This window comes from Pseudorhodoferax sp. LjRoot39 (assembly GCF_964253035.1).
In the GTDB taxonomy this organism is placed as follows: Bacteria; Pseudomonadota; Gammaproteobacteria; order Burkholderiales; family Burkholderiaceae_C; genus Pseudorhodoferax.
Window position 1 is genome coordinate 6,180,456 of the sequence record NZ_CAXUQL020000001.1, and the last position, 16,412, is coordinate 6,196,867.

The 16,412-nt window shown below is 68.5% G+C and carries 18 protein-coding genes, 1 pseudogene and 1 other annotated feature; of the genes and pseudogenes, 5 read left to right on the forward strand and 14 right to left on the reverse strand.

Annotated elements, in window-relative coordinates; genetic code table 11:
• Positions 1 to 31: 31 nt before the first annotated feature.
• The 3 genes and pseudogenes from ACSQ4M_RS28875 to ACSQ4M_RS28885 form a co-directional block, all read right to left on the reverse strand.
• The gene (locus ACSQ4M_RS28875) at positions 32 to 313 is read right to left on the reverse strand and encodes a DUF3734 domain-containing protein (RefSeq protein ID WP_436194080.1); all 282 of its coding nucleotides are present in this window, start codon (positions 311 to 313) and stop codon (positions 32 to 34) included.
• A complete protein-coding gene (locus tag ACSQ4M_RS28880) occupies positions 280 to 450 on the reverse strand; it encodes a hypothetical protein (RefSeq protein WP_436194126.1) in 171 nt (56 codons plus the stop codon). The genes ACSQ4M_RS28875 and ACSQ4M_RS28880 overlap by 34 nt, the downstream gene beginning before the upstream one ends.
• 73 nt (positions 451 to 523) lie before the next feature.
• A pseudogene (locus tag ACSQ4M_RS28885) lies at positions 524 to 751 on the reverse strand (FAD-dependent oxidoreductase); the annotation flags it as partial.
• 196 nt (positions 752 to 947) lie between these two features.
• Here ACSQ4M_RS28885 and ACSQ4M_RS28890 point away from each other — a divergent pair.
• The gene (locus ACSQ4M_RS28890) at positions 948 to 1,472 is read left to right on the forward strand and encodes a flavodoxin (protein WP_436192823.1); all 525 of its coding nucleotides are present in this window, start codon (positions 948 to 950) and stop codon (positions 1,470 to 1,472) included.
• Positions 1,473 to 1,744: 272 nt separating this feature from the next.
• On the opposite strand, the gene ACSQ4M_RS28895 is transcribed toward ACSQ4M_RS28890, so the two are convergent.
• The 7 genes from ACSQ4M_RS28895 to ACSQ4M_RS28925 all read right to left on the reverse strand — a co-directional run bounded on the left by ACSQ4M_RS28895 (position 1,745) and on the right by ACSQ4M_RS28925 (position 6,814).
• On the reverse strand, positions 1,745 to 2,266 hold the full coding sequence (locus ACSQ4M_RS28895; RefSeq protein ID WP_436192824.1) for a CBS domain-containing protein: 522 nt from the start codon (positions 2,264 to 2,266) through the stop codon (positions 1,745 to 1,747).
• Positions 2,263 to 2,766 (reverse strand): Hsp20/alpha crystallin family protein, encoded by a 504-nt coding sequence (locus tag ACSQ4M_RS28900; RefSeq protein WP_436192825.1) that lies wholly within the window; start codon positions 2,764 to 2,766, stop codon positions 2,263 to 2,265. The genes ACSQ4M_RS28895 and ACSQ4M_RS28900 overlap by 4 nt, the downstream gene beginning before the upstream one ends.
• 202 nt (positions 2,767 to 2,968) lie before the next feature.
• Positions 2,969 to 4,525, reverse strand: coding sequence for an AAA family ATPase (locus tag ACSQ4M_RS28905; protein WP_436192826.1), 1,557 nt, complete (start codon positions 4,523 to 4,525; stop codon positions 2,969 to 2,971).
• A gap of 17 nt (positions 4,526 to 4,542) precedes the next feature.
• Positions 4,543 to 4,812, reverse strand: coding sequence for an ATP-binding cassette domain-containing protein (locus ACSQ4M_RS28910; RefSeq protein WP_436192827.1), 270 nt, complete (start codon positions 4,810 to 4,812; stop codon positions 4,543 to 4,545).
• A complete protein-coding gene (locus tag ACSQ4M_RS28915) occupies positions 4,797 to 5,000 on the reverse strand; it encodes a universal stress protein (protein WP_436192828.1) in 204 nt (67 codons plus the stop codon). The genes ACSQ4M_RS28910 and ACSQ4M_RS28915 overlap by 16 nt, the downstream gene beginning before the upstream one ends.
• A gap of 327 nt (positions 5,001 to 5,327) precedes the next feature.
• Positions 5,328 to 5,915: a hypothetical protein gene (locus tag ACSQ4M_RS28920; RefSeq protein WP_436192829.1), complete on the reverse strand. Its 588-nt coding sequence runs from the start codon at positions 5,913 to 5,915 to the stop codon at positions 5,328 to 5,330.
• A gap of 248 nt (positions 5,916 to 6,163) precedes the next feature.
• Positions 6,164 to 6,814 (reverse strand): BON domain-containing protein, encoded by a 651-nt coding sequence (locus ACSQ4M_RS28925; protein ID WP_436192830.1) that lies wholly within the window; start codon positions 6,812 to 6,814, stop codon positions 6,164 to 6,166.
• Between the two features lie 386 nt (positions 6,815 to 7,200).
• On the opposite strand from ACSQ4M_RS28925, the gene ACSQ4M_RS28930 reads away from it, so the two are divergent.
• Both ACSQ4M_RS28930 and ACSQ4M_RS28935 read left to right on the forward strand, forming a co-directional pair.
• Positions 7,201 to 7,638, forward strand: a complete 438-nt coding sequence (locus ACSQ4M_RS28930; protein ID WP_436192831.1) for an Hsp20/alpha crystallin family protein — start codon at positions 7,201 to 7,203, stop codon at positions 7,636 to 7,638.
• Positions 7,639 to 7,656: 18 nt separating this feature from the next.
• Positions 7,657 to 8,118 (forward strand): universal stress protein, encoded by a 462-nt coding sequence (locus tag ACSQ4M_RS28935; protein ID WP_436192832.1) that lies wholly within the window; start codon positions 7,657 to 7,659, stop codon positions 8,116 to 8,118.
• A 61-nt stretch (positions 8,119 to 8,179) separates the two neighbouring features.
• Here the strand turns inward: ACSQ4M_RS28935 and ACSQ4M_RS28940 are convergent, their stop codons facing one another.
• The 4 genes from ACSQ4M_RS28940 to ACSQ4M_RS28955 all read right to left on the reverse strand — a co-directional run bounded on the left by ACSQ4M_RS28940 (position 8,180) and on the right by ACSQ4M_RS28955 (position 13,091).
• Positions 8,180 to 8,710, reverse strand: a complete 531-nt coding sequence (locus tag ACSQ4M_RS28940; RefSeq protein ID WP_436192833.1) for a hypothetical protein — start codon at positions 8,708 to 8,710, stop codon at positions 8,180 to 8,182.
• A gap of 68 nt (positions 8,711 to 8,778) precedes the next feature.
• Complete coding sequence (locus ACSQ4M_RS28945; protein WP_436192834.1) at positions 8,779 to 10,467, reverse strand: putative bifunctional diguanylate cyclase/phosphodiesterase; 1,689 nt, start codon at positions 10,465 to 10,467, stop codon at positions 8,779 to 8,781.
• A 370-nt stretch (positions 10,468 to 10,837) separates the two neighbouring features.
• Positions 10,838 to 11,776, reverse strand: coding sequence for a murein L,D-transpeptidase (locus tag ACSQ4M_RS28950; RefSeq protein ID WP_436192835.1), 939 nt, complete (start codon positions 11,774 to 11,776; stop codon positions 10,838 to 10,840).
• An 89-nt stretch (positions 11,777 to 11,865) separates the two neighbouring features.
• Positions 11,866 to 13,091, reverse strand: a protein-coding gene (locus tag ACSQ4M_RS28955) for an IS3 family transposase (RefSeq protein ID WP_157086564.1) whose coding sequence is annotated in 2 segments (ribosomal slippage) — positions 11,866 to 12,803 and positions 12,803 to 13,091 — 1,227 coding nt in all. Because the reading frame shifts where the segments join, the coding sequence is not laid out codon by codon here.
• Positions 12,697 to 12,813: a sequence feature (AL1L pseudoknot), on the reverse strand. It overlaps the preceding gene by 117 nt.
• Positions 13,092 to 13,548: 457 nt before the next feature.
• On the opposite strand from ACSQ4M_RS28955, the gene ACSQ4M_RS28960 reads away from it, so the two are divergent.
• Complete coding sequence (locus ACSQ4M_RS28960) at positions 13,549 to 14,298, forward strand: winged helix-turn-helix domain-containing protein (RefSeq protein ID WP_436192836.1); 750 nt, start codon at positions 13,549 to 13,551, stop codon at positions 14,296 to 14,298.
• Between the two features lie 8 nt (positions 14,299 to 14,306).
• Positions 14,307 to 16,406, forward strand: a complete 2,100-nt coding sequence (locus tag ACSQ4M_RS28965; RefSeq protein WP_436192837.1) for an ATP-binding protein — start codon at positions 14,307 to 14,309, stop codon at positions 16,404 to 16,406.
• Positions 16,407 to 16,412: the final 6 nt, after the last annotated feature.

Here is a 16,412-nt window from a genome sequence, read left to right on the forward strand (position 1 = left end):
CACCGGCTGCACGCCGGGCACGGCGATGCGTTCAGGCGGCCAGCGGCGGCACCACGTCGCCACCGGGCTGCGCGGCGGATGGATCGGCCTGCGCCACCGCCGCGCTGCCGCGACCGGTGTCCGCGTCGGTGCCGACCAGGCACTGCAGCGCAGCGCGGTAGCCCGCCGCATCGAGCCGCGCCATGGTCTCCCGCGAGAAGTCGTCGTCGCGCGAAGCCGGCTCGTCGTCCTCGTGCTGGCGTTCGATGCGGTGCAGGTCGGGCGCCGCATGGCCGGACATCAGCTGGATGTAGCGGGGCCGCTGCCGCCGCAGCGCTCCAGCACCTGCTGCCGCGGCGAGTTGCTGGCGATGCCGCCGTTCCAGCAATGCCGCTCCTTGATCGTGGTCCAGGGCAGACCGGGCGGCAGGCTGCCGCTGGCCAGGATGTGGTCGGGCGTGAGCGTGTCCATGTTGCTGTCGAAGACCGGCGGCAAACACGGGCGCGTCGTTGCTCTGCAGGCAGGCGTCGACCACCACGCCATCGTCCAGCGCGATTCCGCTGCCTTGCAGGAACCCGACCTCGGGCGCCACACCGATGCCCACGCCCACGACGTCGCACGTCAGGCGGCGCCCGCCGCGCGTGAGCACGGCGTGGGCGCGCTGCCGTCCTTCGAAGCGCAGCACCTCGTCGGGAACGATGTCGATGCCGCGTTCGCGGCACAGCTGCTGCACGAACGTGCTGATGCGCGCATCGTGCAGGGTGTCGGACACCGCGTATCCGCGCGCGAGCAAGGTCCCACCCCCTGCGGCGGGCCGGCTTGCGCTGCGTCAACAGCCGGCCGCATCGCGGGCGCCGGCGCCGGGACCGATGCAGCGCCCGGGCTGTGCCTGCCTTGACGCAGCGCAACACCGGTCCCGCGGCACGGCCTAGAGTTTCCCGACATCCCTGACCACCTGGAGCCGCGTGATGCGCAAGACCATCGTCGTTGTCTATTCCTACACCGGAACCGGCCTGCTGCTGGCGCGGCGCATGTGCGCCGAGCGCGGCTGGGCGATGGGCCAGATCCAGGAAGTCCGTGCACGCAGCGGCTGGCGCGGCGTGCTGCGCTGCCTGCTGGATGCGTGGCTGCGCCGCCATCCTGCGATCCGCTACGAAGGACCCGACGTGCAGGCCTTCGACACCGTGGTGCTGGTCTCGCCGGTCTGGGCCTACCGGCTGGCCGGTCCAATGCGCAGCTTCGTCGCGTCTGAGGCCCCGCGCATGCGGCATTACGCCATCGTGTCGGTCATGGGCGGCCGCGGCGCGGCCTCCGCCGCCGCGGAGATCGACCGCCTGACCGGCCGCTCGCCGGTCCTGAGCGCGGCCTTCACCGCGCGCGAGGTCGAGGACGGCTCCTGCGCGGCCCGGCTGCCGGGCATCGTGACGGCCATCGACGGCGCGGCGCCCTCCTCCTTCGTGCGCCCGGTCGAGCTGTCCCCACAGTCCGCCTGAGCGCGGCCGGCCGGCCGGATCCTCACCACCTCCGAGCCTCGCATGTAGCAGCACCTTCTCGTCGCCGTCGATGGCAGCGCCACCTCCGACCTGGGCCTCGTCGAAGCCATCAGGCCGGCCCGTCTCACCCCAGGCCAGCTGCGGTTGCTGCATGCCATCGACGGGCTGTCGTTGCGCGACGGATTCACCAGGGATGGAGGCGTGCCGGGCGACGCCCATCGCACCGGATCCGCCGGCACGTCGCGCATGCGCCCCCTGGCCGAGGCTGCGCCTCAGGGCTCGTTGCGCATGATGTAAAGCGCCCTGTCGGGCCCGCTGTCGTACACCACGCCCGTGGCGATGGACACCTCGTGGGCCAACCCGGTGCGCAGCGCCTGCACGAGGGCGTCGAGGTCGCCCGCCACACTCTGCAGCAGGTCGTCCATCGACACGAGCCCGAGCACCGAACCGTCGGCGCCTGTCACGAAGATCCGGCGCACGCCCGCACGCTGCATCGCGCGCACCGCATCCTGCGGCGAGGCGGTGCTGGGGACGCTGACAAGATCCGCACGACACCAGTGGCCGACCGTCTGCGCATCGATCTCGGCATCGCCGGCCAGCGGGCCGATCACGAGGTCGCGGTCGGTGACGATGCCGACCACACGCCCCGGCGCGGCCGGATCGGTCACGGCCAGTGCGCCCACATGGTGCTCGCGCATGGCGAGGGCGGCCTCGCGCAAGGTGGCGCGGGCTTGGATGCCGACCAGCGCGCGCTGGCATAGCGACACGATGCGCATGCGGCTGGCCGGCTTCACGTGACGGGAATCACGCGGACCTTGCCACCACCGAGCTTGGGCAGCCGCACGGTCAGCACACCGTTCACGAAGTCCGCCTGGGCCCGTTCCGTGTCCACATGACGCGGCAGGACGATGGAGCGCTCGAAGCTGCCATAGGCGCGCTCCACGACATGGTAGACGCTGTCTTCCGTTTCCCGCTCGACATGCTTCTCGCCGCTGACGGTCAGCACGTTGCCGTCGATCTCGATCCGGCAGTCCTTCCTGTCCAGGCCCGGCAGCTCCAGCCGCACCACGACGTCCTTGCCGGTCTCCTCCATCTCTCCAGCCAGCAATCCCCAGGCTGGGAAAACGGCGTCGCCAGCGTCGGCTTCGCCGTCGCCAGCGCTCCGCCGGAAGAAATGCGTCAGCGCATTGCCGCTGTGGCCCAGCATTTCGTTCCATCCCTCCGACACGCCCTCCCAGGCACGGTTGATCTGCCGACCGATCCTGCGTCCCGAGTTCTTCAAGCTTTCAAACATGGACATTCCTTTCGTCTGTGTACGTCATCGACATCACCCGGGACACTCTAGGGATCCTGCCCCGGTGCGGCCTTGCTGTGGATCAAACGCCGCTGCGCACGACGGCACGCCGCATGCGGACGGACGTGGACGGGCCTCCATGCTGGGCGGCCTGGCGCCAGCGCCCTGAGCGCGCGCGGGCCGATTGCGCGCATGCAGGCTCTCAAGGGCGTGGCTGCGCGATGCGTTGCCACAGCGCAGCGGCATCGAATGGTGCATCGGCTTCAACACGCACCGCGCAGGCCCGTTCCTCGGGTGTCAGCTCCTGCTGGTGCGCCAACTGGCGCTCCAGCACGCCGAGGTCGGCTTCGGAAGGATCGGCGCCGGCCGCCGCGCGGGCCTGCAGCCGCGCCCGCAGCACGGTTGCGGGCGCCCCGCAGTCGACGATGGTCAGCGGTCGCTGCAGTTCGGCGGCCAGGGCCGCGAAGGACGCGCGCTGCGCATGCTCCAGGAACGCGGCGTCGACGACCACGGCATGGCCGCTGTTCAGCACCTGGCGCGCCAGCTGCCGCAGGTGGGCGTAGGTGCGCTCGGAACTGCCCGCGCCGTAGATGGCCTGGCCCGCGCCGACGGACGATGCGAGCGCATCCAGCCCGTGCAGGCGCTTGCGCTCGACGTCGGAGCGCAGCCGGATGGCACCGCCCTGCTCCACCAGCGCACGCGCGACGGTGGACTTGCCCGATCCCGACAGCCCATGCATCAGCACCAGGGGCGGCGCCACGCGCATGGCGTCGGTGGCCTGGCGTGCCCATGGCAGGTAGGGCGAATCCTCCCCTCCCGCAGCACCGCAGGCGCGGCGCATGCCGTCGACCATGGCGCGCACCAGGGCCCGGTACACCTCGTAGAACCCGAGCACGGCCACGCCGGGATAGTCGCCCGAGGCCTGCAGGTAGTCGTCCAGCAGCGCATGCGCAAGGTCCGGCCGGCCGCGCGCCTTCAGGTCCATGGTGGTGAAGGCGATGTCGGCCATCGTGTCGGTGGTGCGCAGATGCTCGTCGAACTCCACGCAGTCGAAGGCGACGACCTCGCCGTGCAAGAGGACGAGGTTGTCCAGGTGCAGGTCGCCGTGGCATGCGCGCACGTGGCCCTCGCGCCTGCGTTGCTGCCAGACCGGCTCCAGCGCGCGCGCCTGTGCATCCTCCCAGCGGCGCAGGTCGGCGACCACGCCGGCGCCCTGCGCGGCCTGCAGCTGGTCCAGCACGCCGCCCACGGCCGCGCGGATCTGTTCCGGCGTGCCATGGACGCTGCCCGTGGCGGCCACCGCCGCCTCGGCGTGAAAGCGCGCCAGATGCCGTGCGAACGGCGCGAGGTCGGCGGCGCGCAGCCGGCCCGCCCGCAGCATCTCGCCCAGCAGCGCACCGAGCGGGAAACGGCGCATGCACACCACGAAATCCACCGGCGCGCCAAGACCACCGATGCAGGGCGCGGCCGGCGTCCCGCGGACCGGCAGCACCCCCAGGTACAGCGGCGCGGCCAGGCGATGGTTCAGTCGCAGCTCTTCGCGGCACAGGTGCTCGCGCGCGGCCACCGTGCGGCAGTCGACGAAGGGCAGCGTCACCGGCTTCTTCAGCTTGTACGCGAGATCGCTGGTGAGCAGGATCCAGGACAGGTGCGTCTCCACCAGCGTGACCGGCTCGCCGGTGCAGGCCTGCAGGCGCGCGCGCAGGGCCTGAACGTCGATGCCGTCGGCGGCGGGCGCGGAAGGGTTGGCGGGGGGCATCGCTTCTGTGGGCCTTGTCAAGGCGACCCGAGTCCGCGGTCGAGCAGGCCATCGACCACGCGGATGGTCCTGTCGCAGCGCGCAGGCAGATCGGGGTTGTGGGTCACGAACAGGACGGTCGTGCCCTGTTCGCGGTTGCGCCCGCGCAGCAGCGCGAACACGGTGTCGGCCGACTTCGTGTCCAGCTTGCCAGTCGGCTCGTCGGCCAGCAGCACCGCCGGCTGCATCACCAGGGCGCGCGCGACCGACACGCGCTGCTGCTGGCCGCCGCTCAGCGGGTCGACCATGCCGTCTTTCCAGTGGGGCCGCGCAGGCGCGTCAGCGCGTGCTGATCCAGTGTCGCCGTGTCCTGCCCGCAGGTCGACTTCAGTGCAAAGAGTTCGGCCTTGAGCAAACCGGCCAGCGCAATGGCGCTGTCAACCGCCCTGGAGAACAACTCCGAGCCATCGGTGGCGACAAGGATGCGTTGGTACATGACAGCGCTTCACATCGAAAAGTGTGAAGCCCAGCGTAGGTGGCACGCGGCCTCCCTGGATTGACGAAGCGCAAGTTCGCGCGTGGTCGGCACCCCCTGAGGATCGCGATCGTGCGTGCCGCCGGACACCTGATCGGGAGACTCCACGCCGGGGACGGAGCTTGCCGATACCCGCGCGGGCATCGATGGCAGCGCCAGGACCTGGACGCCTCGTGGCGCTGGCATCAGCGACGCGGCACGCAAGTCACGTAGAGACCCCGCGCGCCGACGAGTGCCACAGCGTCGTCGAACGGGCAAAGGCGCGACCCACACGAGGGATGCGCGAACCTACTTCTCGCGTCCCAAAGCGACACGGTAGGCCTCCAGCTTGGCCTCGTAAGCATCGGCTTCACCATAGTCGAGAAAGCGCCTGTAGCGCGCATGCGTGCCCAGGATCTTGCGGGCATGCTTGATCGGACAGAAATACTGCTCGGTGCGCGCCAGGATCTCCGCCATGTAGCCCATCAGGCCGTTGCCGTACTCGCAGTAGGTGCAGTGGAACTTCTCGATGAAGTTCAGGTAGCCGAGATGGTGCCGGTCGAACACCAGGTAGTCGGCCCGCCGGACCTTGGCGATGCCGTAGATCGGAAAGCAGGCCCACTGGTAAAAGCTCACGCACAGGTCGATCAGCACCAGCGGAACCACCATGCCGTAGATCAGCGGGCCGGTGATCAGGTTCTGCGGCCGGTTCGTCACCAGCCAGTGGAAGAAGCCCTTCTTCAACTTGCGATGGGCATCCTTCACGGAGCGCTCGAACTCCACCCGCTTGCCCTTGATCTGGAAGAACACGCGGCTTTCCTGCTCGTGTACTGCGGCCTTCAGGTCATCTTCGAGCGCTGCCATCTGCGCCAGGATCCGGCTGATTCGTTCGTTCATGGTTCGAGCATAGATCTTTCAGCCCGCAACCACGGTGCTGGGCTGGCTGCCGAAGCCGGCCAAACGGCCGATGGGGTCGACATGTTCTGCCGTGCGCTTGCACCCCCGCGCGTCACGGCCATGGCCGCCACCGCACCCTGCCCTGGTCTACCGCAGCCCGCGCCTGGACGGCGGCAGTCGCTGACACCGCCTGCGCAACATCGCACGGAGCACGGCGACAGGCGTTCACGCGGCGCAACCCGTGGCGGCTAGTCGACGGTCAACGCGTTGACCACGCTGCCAACACCAGGCGCCGACCAGGCAGCGCCTTGGGCGGCCTGGCGCTCGGCCCATGAATGCACCTTCCCGTGCAGGGTGACCTGCGTGCCGTTCACGCTGACCTCGATGCCCTTGGCTTCGCGCTCGGCCTGGCGGGCGAGCGCATCGCGGATCGACTTCTCCACGCTGACCATCGTGACGCGCGGCTTGACCGTCACGCCATTGGCCACGCCGAGCACGCCGATGAGATTGTGCACCGCGGAGTAGGCCATGCTGCGCTGGTACTCCCACTCGACCTGACCAGTCAGGGACACGCGGCCTTGCTCCACCTTCACATGCACCGCGTCCCTTGGAACCATGGTATTCCAGGCCAGTGCCTGCTGTGCCGCGGCGGCGATCTCCGCATCGGTGCGCACGCTGGAGCTGGGCAGCTTGACCGCGATCTCCATCGCCAATGCCTTGACACCACTCACGCGTTCGACCGCCTTTTCAGCGGCGTGCTTTTCACCGTACGACGCGAGATGGCCGGTCAGCGTCACCACGCCGTTCTTGACGATGACGCCCACATCGGTCTCGTTGACGTCCGGTGCCCACTTGAGTTCGGCCAGGATGTCGTCCTTCAGCTGCATGTCGGTTTTCATGATGGTTCCTTCGCTCCAATGGTCGTGCGGAACTGCCGCGGCGCGGCACATCGATTCCCGCACCAAAAAGTCTATGCAGGGGGCACTGCCCCGCATTTGCGCTGGAGCAAGGCAGCGATGCACCACGTCCCACCGAACACCCTCCGCCGCGCGCCCTGATGGCCATCGATGTTTCAGCCACGCGGAGCCGCAACCTGTTCACCTGCGGGCGCCGCGTCCACGGAGGATCGTCCCCCGTCATCAGAGCAAACCAGGCGGCCGTCGCTGCGCCGACAAGCGCATGCTTTGACGCGCCTCAACCGGTGAACGGACCCGGTGCCTATAGTGAATTTCGCGCGGTGAGACCACCGCCATCGAGGCCCCCCATTCAACCCAAGGAGCAGATGATGAGTGCATTGACAAGATTCAATCGGCTGGAAGACCTGATGGTCGAGCCCTTTCCCGACATGTTCCGGCGCTTCATGCGCCGGTCCGATTTGCCCGCGCTGCGCGACGCCAGCGACATCAAGGTCGACGTCAGCGAGACCGACGACAACTACACCGTCAAGGCGGAGATTGCGGGAGCGAAGAAGGAAGATGTCCGCGTTCAGATCGATGGCAACTACGTCGCCATCAGTGCCGAGGTCAAGGAAGAGAAGGAGAGCAAGGACAAGAACGAGCGCGTGCTGACCCGAGAGCGCTACTACGGCAGCATGGCGCGTGGGTTCACGCTGGCCTGCGAAGTCGACGACAAGACGTCGCAGGCGGTGTTCAAGGACGGTGTGCTGACACTGACGCTGCCCAAGCGCGCTCAGGCCAGGGGCTCGGCACTGCAGATCAGCTGACCGGGCAGGGAGCACATCATGCCCACGTTCAACAGGATCATGGTGCCGGTGGACGGCAGCGCGACATCCAGGACCGCCCTGGTCACGGCGCTCCAGCTGGCGCGCGACACCGGCGCCACCGTGCGTCTCGTGCACTGCCTGGATGAGATGGCTTTGCTGAGCGGGTACGAGTACAGCGGCACCTACCTCGCCCAGGGGCGAAGGGAAGCAGACCGCATCCTGACCGGCGCGCTGGACATCTGCCGCTCAGCCGGGGTCGACGCGGATACGCAACTCGTCGACCGACCCGGGCTGCGCCTGGGCGAGACCGTGGCGCAAGAGGCGGAGAAATGGCATGCCGATCTCATCGTCGTCGGCACGCACGGCCGCCGCGGCGTCGGCCGTGCCCTGCTCGGCAGCGGCGCGGAGCAGATCATCCGCATGTCCACGGTGCCCGTTCTCACCATCCGGGGCCGCGACAAGGACAAGGAAGACAAGTGACACGCGGGGGCATCCGCCGCTCCCGGACGGATGCCCCCGCGCGCTCACCGCAGTCTCTTGTTCAATGTTGCGTCGGGCGGCCGTCCGAACCCCATGTCGAAGTCCATGCGGCAGTGAGCCTGTCATACGTCTTCATGGCATCGCTCACCCAGGTCGGCTCGGCCGCCGCGTCCGCGCCTGACGGCGTACCTGCGCACGTCCTGTGGGCGTCAGGCCAGCCGCAGCCATTGGCGAGGCCGCTGCTGGCGCGCGCCTGGTCGAGCACGGAGCGCTGGTACTCCGACCAGGCCGCCAGTGTCGTTCCCTGGGCCGACAATGCGCTCGCACACACTGCCCATGCGAGCGCGGCCGGGGCCTGCAACCACTGTCTCTGGTCAGTGCTCGAAGCCAGCGTGCGCGCGGTGTCCAGCATGCCGCGCATCCAGTCGTGCACCATCTTCTCGTGCGCACGGCGCGTCTGATCAAGGCACAGCAACAGCTGGTGGTGCGCTTGCACGTCGGCATCCACTGCGGCCGCTGCCGCATCGTGGTTCACGCCCCCCGGCCCGGTGGCCGCCTGAGGATGGGATGGACTGGTGGTGGGTTGGGCCATGGCGTTCTCCTTGTGGTGCAGAAACTGTAGTGACCAGCACCTCGCCACGCCTTGACGCGGCGCAACCTTCAGGGCCGCCGCCTGAGCAGCGCGGGCACTTGGTCAGCCGGCAGCGCCTTGGCGAACAGCCAGCCCTGGTAGGCGCCGCAGCCATTGGCCCGCAGGAAGTCCAGCTGGGCCTGCGTCTCCACGCCCTCGGCGACGACATCCAACCCCAGGGTCGACGCCAGCCCCAGGATCGCTTTGACGAGGGTCGCCTCGGTGCCCGGTTCGCCGATGGGGCAGATGAACTCCCTGTCGATCTTCAAGCGGGTGACGGGCAGCTCGCGCAGGTAGGCCAGCGACGAGTGGCCGGTACCGAAGTCGTCCAGCGCCACCGCGACACCGAAGCCCTGCAAACGTTGCAGCAGTTGGCCGGTGCGTTTGGGGTGCGCCATGGCTTCGGACTCGGTGATCTCCAGCTCGAGCAGCTCCGGCTCCAGCCCCTGCCGCGTCAGCGTCGCCCGGATCTGGTCGGACAGGCCCTCGTCGCGGAACTGCCGCGCCGAGAGGTTGACTGCCACGCGCAGCGGTGTTCCGGCGTCGCGCCAGGCGACGGCCTGACGGCATGCCGTCTCGATCACCCAGTCGCCGATCTGCACGATGAGATCCGTGCTCTCGGCAATGGGGATGAAGTCGGCCGGATGCTGTTCGCCCAGGTCCGGATCGGTCCAGCGCAGCAAGGCTTCCACACCCGACACGGCCCCAGTGGACACGCTCACCTGCGGCTGGTAGTGCAGGTGCAGGCCATCGTTCTCCAGCGCAAGCGTCAAGCGCTCGCGCACCAGCGCACGACGCGCGATCTGCTCGGCCATGCTGGCCGAGTAGACCGTGCACTGCCCGCGCCCCAATGCCTTGGCACGGTACATGGCCATGTCGGCGTAGCGCATCAGCGTCTCGGCATCCTGCGCGTCGTCCGGACAGTACGCAATGCCGATGCTGCCGCCGAGCGCGACGTCGTGTCCTTGCACCACGCAAGGCAAGGCGAGCGCATCCACGATCTTCTCCGCCACCACCACCGCATCGCCCGAGGTCTCGACATCGCGCAACAGCACGACGAACTCATCTCCCCCGATGCGCGCGGTGAGGTCACCCGTGCGCACGGACGCAGTGATGCGCCGTGCGGCCTCGATCAACACAAGGTCGCCGACCGCATGGCCGTGGCGGTCATTGGCCGACTTGAAGTCGTCGAGGTCCAGCAGGAGCAGGGCCAGCTTGCCAGCTTGTCGCTCCGTTTGCCGCAACGCCTGTGCGAGGTGCTGGTTGAACAGCCATCGGTTGGCCAGCCCGGTCAGCGCGTCCCGGGTGGCGTGGAACTGCATCTGCCGCTCCAGCTCCTTGATACCGGAGATGTCACGCACGAACACCACGGTGACCGTCGCACCATCCCGCTGGAACTGGCCGAGTGCAATGTCCACGGGAATCGCACGGCCGCTCTTGTGCAACAGCGACAGGTTCTCGACCAGGCCCATGGGTCGCGGCCGGGGATTCTGGTCATAGTGCCGCACGTTCTTGCGATGGCGCTCTCGCACCGCCGGCGGCAGAAAAATTTCCACTGACTGCCCCAGCAGCTCCGCGCTCGCGTAGCCGCAGATCGCCTCCATGGCCGGGTTGGCCAGCAGGATGCGGTCGGTGTCGTCCACCAGAACGATGCCGTCCGGTGCCGAGGAGATGACAGCCTGGGCCAACGCTTCAGGTTGCGAGATGAAGGGCGTCATGTGGTCACGTACCTTCTCCGCGCATCTCCCAGCGACGTTCGAACGTCTGCTGCAGCGATCATGCGCGCCGCCATGGCGTGGCGCGCATGATCCAGCTCCGGGAGCGCGGCCGGTCTGGCGTCGGCTGGTGGCAGGGCAGGTGTGGTCATGTGCTCGTGGGACGCAGTGGTGCCGCCACGCGGGAAGGATAGGAACACGCACGGCGCAGCCCTTGCGCCATGTCAAGGCAAGGACGGCCCACGCCGATGACAGTGGTGCACCGCACTGACCCCAGATTCGGCGGTTGACCGCTCACAGCCCGTTGGAAGCACCTGCCGGCACCGCGCTCGCCGCACGATGCAGGCGCGCTGCGGCAACACCCGGGGGCAGATCACCGGGCGCTCGCGCGGGGCGACGTGGTCGCCTGCTCCTTGCGGACCGGGGCGCCGGCAACGCTCCATGGCGGTTTGGCATCGCGCCTGCTGTCCACCACCACCAGGTAGATGCCTGCATCTTCGACCGGCTCGCGCTGCGGATCGAGCACCCAGAACGGGCGGCCGGCCTGCAGTTCGCGTTCGTACTCCGCGTCCAGCACGCCGAAGTGGTCCAGCAAGCGGTTGAGCGTGGCCGGAATCCGGATGCAGCCCTTGGACTGCACGCTGCCGAGACGCTGCTCCAACAGATCCGGATCGGTCGCATGGACCTGCAGCCGCATCTGGATCGCGCGACCGTCGCCCCAGCCCTTGGGCGCCGTCTGCCAGCCGAAATCGAACACGCGCATCCCCTTGGCTCCGTAGCCTCGGATGCCGTTCTGGTTGCGCGTTCCCTCGGCGCGGAAGTCCGGATTGGCAGGCATGTGCGGATACACACCCCGTGGGGTCTGGAAATGGTCGAACGTCCCCGGCCGGCCGGTGGAGACGGGTGAGGCACCCGCCAGCAGATAGTCACCGCCCGCGGAACGCCAGAGCAAAAGGCCTGCCTGGACATGGGCATTGCGGTCGACCAGGAAGAGCCACTGGGCAGCCGAAATGGAGGCACCTGCCTGCCGCAACGCGGCTTCAGCGAGAGCCGCGTACTCCGGCAAAACCTCCGCCGGCACCAGCAGGCGCCGGTCCACCATCTGTGCGTACGCGGCGGCCATCGCGGCAGGCTGACGGTCCGCCGCCTGCGCCGCACCCACCAGACATGTCCCCGCAGACGCGAGCAGTGCCGTGCATAGCAAGATGGAAGGCCTGAGCAACATGGTGCGACGTCCGGTCAAGGTTTTGATCGTAGGCGCAAGCGGGCGCGAACCCTTGACACCGATCAATGCCGGGGCGATCTGCGTCACGCTGACGCTTTCGCTTCAACGCGCTGCACGCCCGAGCGCTTCGACCGCTTTGAACCGCCCCGGAATTCGCGGAGGCCCGTTGGCTTGAGTCAGGCCGACATGGCCTGCTGCTCAAGAGTTCGATAGTAGTTGGCCTCGAACTCGGCCGGTGGCACGTACCCGATGGGTTCGAGCAGGCGCTGGTGGTTGAACCAGGCCACCCATTGCAGCGTCGCCAGCTCTACCGATTCCTTGGTCTTCCACGCACTGCGCCGATGGATGACTTCGGCCTTGTACAGCCCATTGATGGTCTCGGCCAGCGCGTTGTCGTAGGAGTCGCCCTTGCTGCCCACGGAGGGCTCGATGCCGGCCTCGGCAAGCCGTTCGGTGTAGCGGATGCTGACGTACTGCGATCCGCGGTCGGAGTGGCACACAAGGGCATCTTCGCGCTGCGGACGACGGTCGTACAGCGCCTGCTCCAGTGCGCCCAACACGAAGTCCGTCCGCATGGAGCTGCTCGTGCGCCAGCCCACGATGCGCCGCGCAAACACGTCCACGACGAAGGCCACGTACAGCCAGCCTTGCCAGGTGGACACGTACGTGAAGTCCGACACCCAAAGCTGGTTGGGCCGCTGCGCGTTGAACTGGCGATTGACCCGGTCCAGCGGGCAAGGCGCTTTGGCGTCGCTGATCGTGGTGCGTGCGGCCTTGCCACGCATCACGCCGCGCAGACCCATGTGGCGCATGAGTCGTTCCACGGTGCAGCGGGCCACCGTGACGCCCTCGCGCTGCAACTGGTGCCAGACCTTGTCGGCGCCGTAGACCCGCAGGTTCGATTGCCACACGCGCTCGATCTGCGGCATCAGCACCGCATCGCGTTTCGCGCGGGCGCACAGCAGCTCGGGGTGGCGCTGGCGGGCCGCATGGCGCCGGTACGCCGACGGGGCGACCTGCAGTGCCCTGCAGATCGGCTCGACCCCGTGCGCGGCGCGATGCGCGTCGATGAACGCCTTCACGACTTCAGCCGGCGGTCGAGCTCCGCCTGGGCGAAAAACGCGCTGGCCAGCTTCAGGATCTCGTTGGCCTTGCGCAGCTCGCGGTTCTCCCTTTCAAGCTCCTTCATGCGCTGCGTCTGCGTCGTGGTCACGCCCTCGCGCTGGCCCGTGTCACGCTCTTGTTGGCGCACCCAGTTCAGCAGCGTCTGCGGCGTGCTGCCGATCTTGCCGGCAATCGACACCACCGCCGCCCACTGCGACTCGTACTCACCGCGGTGCTCGAACACCATGCGCACGGCGCGCTCGCGTACCTCGGGCGAAAACTTCACTGACTTCCTCATGGCTCCATCCTCTCAAAAGTTGGAGCCTCCTCAAAATACGGGGCGGTTCACTTCGCGTACGCGCTGTCGTCGCCTGTCGGACAAGTCTTCGACCGAACCCACCACGGTGGAGCCAACGGGTTGCAATGGCCGTGCGCACCATGTGCCCGCCTTGCTCTGCGTCATCTTTGTATGCATCGGCCTGCATATGGCACAGATGGTGTCGACTCGCGTCGGGATGGCCTTGCAGGACCAGGATCTTGCGTGGCATCGGTGTGGAGGGCATGAGCAACTGGGCAAAGAAGAGCCGCCATGCTCCCGCAGCCGGTCGCCGGCCAAGCTGGCGACACGTCAAGCTGTGGCCGAGCGGCTTGCGCGCGTCTGCTGTGCCCGTCGCACATTCCCTCGCATATGCGGTGTCCCTCGCACATGCGGCTACCGCTGACTACACTGCGCGTGCACAAGCATTGGAGCCCTCTTGACCACCGCTGCCCACCTTGCCGTCCTCGACGATGAAGTCGAGATCACGGCATTGCTTGCCCATTACCTGCAAGGCCACGGCTTTCGTGTCTCGCAGGTCCATGATGGCGCCGCGCTAATGGCGCTGATGGCGGCGGACCCACCGGAACTCGTGCTGCTGGACCTGGGCCTGCCTGGCGAGGACGGTTTTTCCATCGCGCGCCAGCTGCGCGTGCATTGGCACGGTGGCCTCGTCATCGTCACCGGTCGTGGCGACGCCGTCGACAAGGTGGTCGGCCTGGAGGTGGGCGCCGACGACTATGTGACCAAGCCGTTCGACCTGCGCGAACTCGTCGCGCGGGCCAAGGCCGTGCTGCGCAGGGTGAAGACGGTGCCCGAGGGCCAGGGAGTGCCGTCCCGGTCCGCACCGTTGGCCGACGGCGCGCCGGCCGATGTGCTGGCGTTCGCCGGTTGGCGCCTGAACACCGCCAGCCGCGACCTGGTTGACCCGCAAGGCCGCGAGGTGCCGCTGACGACCGGGGAGTTCGAGCTGCTGCACGCCTTCGCACGGCACCCTGGCCGCGTGCTGTCGCGCGACTTCCTGCTGGCACAGACCCGCGGCCGCGAGGCCGGCCCGTTCGACCGCACGGTGGACGTGCAGGTCGGCCGCCTGCGCAAGAAACTGGAAGTGGATCCGGAACGGCCGCAGATCATCAAGTCGGTCCGCGGCGCGGGCTACCTGTTCGTGCCAACCGTGACCGCGGGCTGAATGCCGCCGTGCAGCCGTCCGCGCCCCCACCCGCCCTCGCGTTACCCGCGGACATCGACGAACGCAGCGTCTTTCGCTCGCTGTTCTCCGCCTATCCGGACGCCCTGCTGGTGGTGGAGTACGCCGGCCGCATCGCCATGGCCAATCCGGCGGCCGCGTCCCTGCTGGGGTTCTCATGCGACGAGCTGGTGGGCATGAATGTCGATGCGCTGGTGCCCGACAGCATTCGCCCGCACCATGCGGCCTACCGGCAAGGCTATGCGCAGGCGCCGCGGGCACGCCCGATGGGCACGCAGATGGCGCTGGTGGCCAAGCACAAGGATGGCAGCGAGGTCATGGTGGAGATCGCGCTGAGCCCGCTGCAGGACCATGGCCTGCCGCTTGTGGTGGCAGCGATCCGCGGGATCGGCGCCTATCCGCGCGTGCAGCAAGCCTTGCAGCGCGCTCGCTACAGCGAGTACCTCGCCAGGTTCGGGCGCCAGGCGGTGGATGCGCGCGAGGCCCGCGTGCTATTGGACATCGCGCCCGCCATCGCGGCGGAGGCGCTGCAGGTGCCGCTGTCGATGGTGGTGCTGCTGGACGCGGACCGGCAGGCGTTCCGCGTGGCGGGCGGGGTGGGCCTGGTGCCGGGCGAAGAGATCGGCGCGCGCATCGGCGCACAGCCCGACACCTCACCCGGCTACCTGTTGCGGCAGGGCGCGCCGATCACGGTCGAGGACTACCGCACGGAGACGCGCTTTCACGTTCCCCCAACGTACCTGGCGGCAGGACTGACCAGCGCGCTCGCCGTGCCCCTGTACGACCGCGGGCGCGTCATCGGCACTCTGGCGGTGCGCTCACGCGAGGCCAAGCGCTTCGGCGACGAGGAACAGCGCTTTCTCGGGGCGCTGTCCAGCCTGCTGTCGACCTGCCTGCAGCGCGCGCAGTCCGAGGAAGCACTCAACCACGCGCAGCGGCTGGAGAGCGTGGGACAGTTGACAGGCGGTATTGCGCACGATTTCAACAACCTGCTCACGGTGATCCAGGGCAACCTCCAGGTGCTGGAGGAGTTGCCTGCGCTGCAACGCGACCCTGTCGCTCCGCAGATGCTGGCCGCCGCCACACGTGCCAGCCGCCGCGCCGCGGAACTGACGGGCAAGCTGCTGGCGTTCTCGCGCCGACAGGTGCTGCAGCCCATCGCGGTGGATCCTGCCGCCTTGCTGCAATCGCTGGTCGACATGCTGCGCCGTACGGTGGACCAGCGCATCCGCATTGCGCTGACAACGCCGGCCGAGTGCCCCATGGTGCTGGCCGACGCCGGCCAGTTGGAATCCGCACTGCTGAACATCGCGATCAACGCGCGCGATGCCATGCCCCAGGGCGGAACCCTGACCTTCGGCGCCGAGGCCTGCCGCACGCTGCCGTCCTCGGTACGGCTCGGCCTGGAAGACCCGAGCGCCGAGGCGGAACACTTCGTGGTGTTCACCGTGTGCGACACCGGCACGGGCATGCCGGAGCAGGTGCTGGAGCGGGCGTTCGAGCCGTTCTTCACCACCAAGGAGACCGGCCGCGGGACCGGCCTTGGCCTCAGCACGGTGTACGGCTTCGCCAAGCAATCACGCGGTGCGGTCGCCATCGACAGCGCGCCCCATGCGGGCACGACGGTCACGCTGTATCTGCCGCGCCCGTGGCAGGGTGACGTGCGGGCCGCCAACGACGCAGCCGAAGGCGCCACGCTTCCTCCAGGGCTCCGGGTGCTCGTGGTCGAGGACGACCCCGAGGTTCGCCAGGTGGTGCAGAACGCTCTTCAGGCGATGGCGTGCACCACCACGCTGGCGGCAAGCGGCGAGCAGGCGCTGCAGGCACTGCAGGCCGGCGCGGGCTTCGATCTGCTGTTGAGCGACATTGCGCTCGGCTCCGGCATGCGCGGCACCGAACTGGCGTGGCAGGCGCAGCAGCTGCGCGCGGACCTGCCCGTGCTGCTGATGTCCGGCTTCTCCACCGAGTTGATCGAGGCCGACAGGGAAATCGCCGCCGCGTGGAAGGTGCTGCCCAAGCCGTTCTCGCGCCAGGAGCTGGCGCGCGCCGTGGCACGTGCACTGGCAACGCGCAGCGCAGGGTCCGGCTAGGCGGAC